Here is a 4,019-nt window from a genome sequence, read left to right on the forward strand (position 1 = left end):
ATTACTGATACCAACTTGTGGTTCACTACACTTGGCGGTAAATACCCGTGGCTGGACTTTCACCAGCTAGATTAGTGCCATGCCTGGCACACAATCAAAAAACGCCTCTGCTTCGATTTCACTCAAAGCAGGGGCGATTTCCTGTCGTATGTCTATATTCAGTTTCTATCCTTTATACGTATCTATTCAGGATTATGTCCTTTATACTTCTACTGTCCATCCAAGCGTATCTTCCACTTTTCCTGTCTGGATTCCTGTAACTGTGTCATATAACTTCTGGCTTACAGGACCGATTCCGCCGTCCTGGACCTGCATTACATGCTCGCCCCATCTGAGATGCCCTACCGGTGAGATAACCGCTGCTGTTCCTGTTCCCCAGACTTCTTCCAGAGTTCCATTATGTGCAGCTTCAAAGATATCGTCTATTGAAATTCTCTTCTCCTCAACAGGAATTCCCCATTCCTTGCAGAGCGCAATAACAGAATCTCTTGTAACGCCCGGAAGAATGCTTCCGTTAAGCATAGGTGTAACAACTGTTCCGTTGATTTTAAAGAAGATATTCATCGCACCGACTTCTTCAATATATTTCCGTTCTACGCCGTCCAACCAGAGAACCTGGGAGTATCCTGCATCATGTGCCTTAACCTGGGATTTGAGGCTGGCAACATAGTTTCCGCCTGTCTTGGCTTCACCGATACCGCCTTTCACTGCCCTTACATATTCATCTTCAATCCAGATCTTTACAGGATTCAATCCTTCCGGATAGTATGCTCCTACAGGCGATAAGATAATAATGAACATATAGGTGTCTGATGGCCTTACGCCTAAGAACGGATCTGTTGCGATGATGAACGGTCTGATATAGAGAGAAGTACCTTCCTTTTCAGGAATCCATGCTTCATCCGCTTTTACCACTGCCTTGATTGCCTGAAGGAAGTCTTCTTCCGGAATAGTCGGGATGCAGATTCTTTCATTTGTTCTGTTAGCTCTCTCAATGTTCTTGTCAGGACGGAAAAGAAGAGTTTTTCCTTCTGCTGTCTTGTAGGCTTTCAATCCTTCAAACATTTCCTGTCCGTAGTGGAATACCATTGCTGACGGCTGTAAAACAATTGGCTGATATGGTACGACTCTTGCATCATGCCATCCTTTTCCTGTTTCATAGTTCATGATGAACATATGATCAGTAAAAATAGTTCCGAATGTTAACGGGTCTTCTTTTCCCGGAATCTGTTTTGGAGCTGTGGTCTTTTCAAATCTGATATCTAACATTGCTTTCATCCTTCCGTAGCTTCTGCTCATTTTTAAATACAATTATTATACTTTTCGTTTTCAATGTCAATAGTTTTAGCTCACTGGTTTCTCACAAAAACTAATATTCAATCTCTTTTAAGAATAATCCCTGTGCGCTGACGGTCATGCTTCCAGCCTCTTCTGATTCCGGATTGAAAATCTCTGCAATATCTTCAACCTTGCGTTTTCCCAGACCTATTTCAAGAATTGTGCTGGCAATCATCCGTGCCATATTATGGATGAAATCATTCGCCTTAATTATGACATGGATTTCCTTTCCATCCGGAATGATCTCAATCGAATATATTTCCTTGACTGTTGATTTGCTTCTTTTAACAGTCGAAAAATCCTTAAAGTCGTGTTTTCCTGTCAGTTTCTTTGCTGCTTTTCTCATCAGTTCGACATCAGGCGTGTAAAAGCTGTAATAGGTATATTTCCGATCAAATACACTTGGCACATCTCCTATTGCGATCCTGTACAGGTACGTTTTCGTCTTTGCATTCAGACTGGCATGGAAACGTTCCGGCATCTCCTCCACATTGGTCACTGCAATATCCATAGGAAGATATCTGTTGAAATAATTTTTTATTTCATTTATCTTCATGTCTGTTTTGGTCTTAAAATTGGCAATCTGCGCATAGGCATGCACTCCTACCTCTGTACGGCTGCCGCAAAAAAGCTCTGCCTTTTCACCGGTCATTTTTTGTATCACTTCAATCAGCTTATTCTCAACCGTATTGTCGGACTCGCCTTTTCCAAGTCTCTGCCAGCCGCTGTAACGGCTGCCGTCGTATTCTATCGTTAATTTAATGTTTCTCATTTTTCTCCAATCCGTCCGCCTCAGCGGATCTGCAAATCAAGCCTGTCTCTCGTATTTATAGAAAACATATTCCAGATCGAAATATGTCTGTTCATCACTCTCAGCAGTGATTTTCCACTCCGGCATCTCATCCAGATTTGGAAAAAACGTATCCCCCGCATAAGCGTGGTCGATTTTCGTCACGTGGGCTGTTTTGCAGTAAGGCAGCAGCTGCCTGTAAATGCTTTCCCCGCCTATTACATAGATATCCTCTTCGTTATACTTCTTCAGTTCCGCCAAAAGCTCCTCCATGGAATTGACAACAAGCGCTCCCTTGGCGTTGTAGTTCTTATCCCTTGTCAGCACGATGTTCGTCCTGTTTCTTAATGGAAGTCCGTTAGGGAAGCTTTCGAGAGTCTTCCTTCCCATCACTACCACTTTTCCTGTTGTTACTTCCCGAAAGAATTTCATATCTCCCGGAATGCTTACCAGGAGTTTTCCCTTGCATCCGATTACCCAGTTCTTATCTACCGCTACTATTAAATTCATCCTGTATTTCCCTTCTATACCGCAACCGGTATACCCTTGACCTGTGGACCTGTAACATAATTTTCAAGCTTCACATCATCTGGTGTAAAATCATAAAAATTCTTTATATCAGGATTTATCCAGAATTCCGGTGCCGGATATGTCTGTCTTTCAATCAGTTCTTTGATAATAGGAATATGCCTGTCATATATATGGGCATCGGCAATCACATGCACGAGTTCGCCCGCCTCCATATCACAGACCTGTGCAAGCATGTGCACCAGCACTGCATACTGTACCACGTTCCAGTTGTTTGCTGCAAGTATATCCTGGGAGCGCTGGTTGAGTATTGCATTCAGCTTCAGCTTTCCTGTCTCCTTGTTTGGCGTTACATTGAAAGTCATGCTATATGCACATGGATACAGTTTCATTTCATGAAGATCCTGATGAACGTAGATATTCGTCATAATCCTTCTACTGTAAGGATTGTTTTTCAGGTCAAAAATCACCCTGTCGACCTGGTCCATTTCCCCTTCTTTGTATTGGTGCTTAACTCCGAGCTGATATCCGTAAGCCTTCCCGATCGATCCGTTTTCATCTGCCCAGCTGTCCCAGATATGGCTGCTGAGATCATGGATATTGTTTGATTTCTTCTGCCAGATCCAGAGCAGTTCGTCCACGCTGCTTTTGAGCGCCGTCCGCCTAAGGGTTATGGCCGGAAATTCTTTTGAAAGGTCATACCGGTTTACGACTCCGAATTTTTTGATTGTATATGCATAGGAACCATCTTCCCATTTTGGCCTTACTTTTTCTCCCTCTGTGCTGACTCCGTTTTCCAGTATGTCCCTGCACATATCGATAAAGATGTTGTCTGCTAAACTCATGTGAATCCTCCGTTTCTAAACTGCTACTTCAAAAATAATAACATTATCATATCATATTCGCAACCAAAATGGAGACAGGACTTCACTTTCCTGCCAGCTTTCTAAAAAACGGATGCAAATAAAAGAAGGACTCTGCTTTCATTTCATGCAAAGTCCTTCTTTCTCTATTTAGCTGTTTGTGACTATTCCGGAACACGATCCCGAATGGTTATCACTATTAATCTTATTACAATGTATATGTCTTGCACAGAACAGTTTTATATTGTGCTGCACTGATCTTTCCCTTTTCATAATATTCAAACGCCTTATCTTCAATGTCCTCAACTGAAAAATGTGTTTTGTTTTCCAAGTACTCTTTTACAAGATTTTTTAATTCTTTAAAATTTACTCCCATTATTTAAGTCTCCTTATTAAAACATTAATTAGGCGTTTGATAAACGCCGCAACCCATTGATTTTACTGGGTTTTATTGCTTCATTTATATAAATTTTCTCTCCGCAAGTGGTAAAATAGAGGTA

The 4,019-nt window shown here is 41.7% G+C and carries 5 protein-coding genes; all 5 read right to left on the reverse strand.

What is annotated here, in order from left to right; genetic code table 11:
- Positions 1–201 precede the first annotated feature (201 nt).
- The 5 genes from BJR36_RS19710 to BJR36_RS20520 all read right to left on the reverse strand — a co-directional run bounded on the left by BJR36_RS19710 (position 202) and on the right by BJR36_RS20520 (position 3,895).
- Positions 202–1,269, reverse strand: coding sequence for a branched-chain amino acid aminotransferase (locus tag BJR36_RS19710; protein ID WP_091237138.1), 1,068 nt, complete (start codon positions 1,267–1,269; stop codon positions 202–204).
- Between the two features lie 100 nt (positions 1,270–1,369).
- On the reverse strand, positions 1,370–2,110 hold the full coding sequence (gene truA / locus BJR36_RS19715) for a tRNA pseudouridine(38-40) synthase TruA (protein WP_091237139.1): 741 nt from the start codon (positions 2,108–2,110) through the stop codon (positions 1,370–1,372).
- A 36-nt stretch (positions 2,111–2,146) separates the two neighbouring features.
- Positions 2,147–2,638 carry a dihydrofolate reductase gene (locus BJR36_RS19720; RefSeq protein WP_091237140.1) on the reverse strand — a complete coding sequence of 164 codons (492 nt, stop codon included), beginning with the start codon at positions 2,636–2,638 and terminating at the stop codon, positions 2,147–2,149.
- A 14-nt stretch (positions 2,639–2,652) separates the two neighbouring features.
- The gene (gene thyA / locus BJR36_RS19725) at positions 2,653–3,501 is read right to left on the reverse strand and encodes a thymidylate synthase (RefSeq protein ID WP_091237141.1); all 849 of its coding nucleotides are present in this window, start codon (positions 3,499–3,501) and stop codon (positions 2,653–2,655) included.
- Between the two features lie 226 nt (positions 3,502–3,727).
- The gene (locus tag BJR36_RS20520) at positions 3,728–3,895 is read right to left on the reverse strand and encodes a hypothetical protein (RefSeq protein ID WP_169823805.1); all 168 of its coding nucleotides are present in this window, start codon (positions 3,893–3,895) and stop codon (positions 3,728–3,730) included.
- Positions 3,896–4,019: the final 124 nt, after the last annotated feature.

It is taken from the genome of Anaerobium acetethylicum, from assembly GCF_900096945.1.
Lineage (GTDB): Bacteria > Bacillota > Clostridia > Lachnospirales > Lachnospiraceae > Anaerobium > Anaerobium acetethylicum.

Excerpts from the sequence above, each read along its gene's own strand:
- BJR36_RS19720 (WP_091237140.1), bottom strand. The coding sequence starts at position 2,638 with ATGAATTTAATAGTAGCGGTAGATAAGAACTGGGTAATCGGATGCAAG.
- truA (WP_091237139.1), bottom strand. The coding sequence starts at position 2,110 with ATGAGAAACATTAAATTAACGATAGAATACGACGGCAGCCGTTACAGC.
- BJR36_RS20520 (WP_169823805.1), bottom strand. The coding sequence starts at position 3,895 with ATGGGAGTAAATTTTAAAGAATTAAAAAATCTTGTAAAAGAGTACTTG.
- BJR36_RS19710 (WP_091237138.1), bottom strand. The coding sequence starts at position 1,269 with ATGTTAGATATCAGATTTGAAAAGACCACAGCTCCAAAACAGATTCCG.
- thyA (WP_091237141.1), bottom strand. The coding sequence starts at position 3,501 with ATGAGTTTAGCAGACAACATCTTTATCGATATGTGCAGGGACATACTG.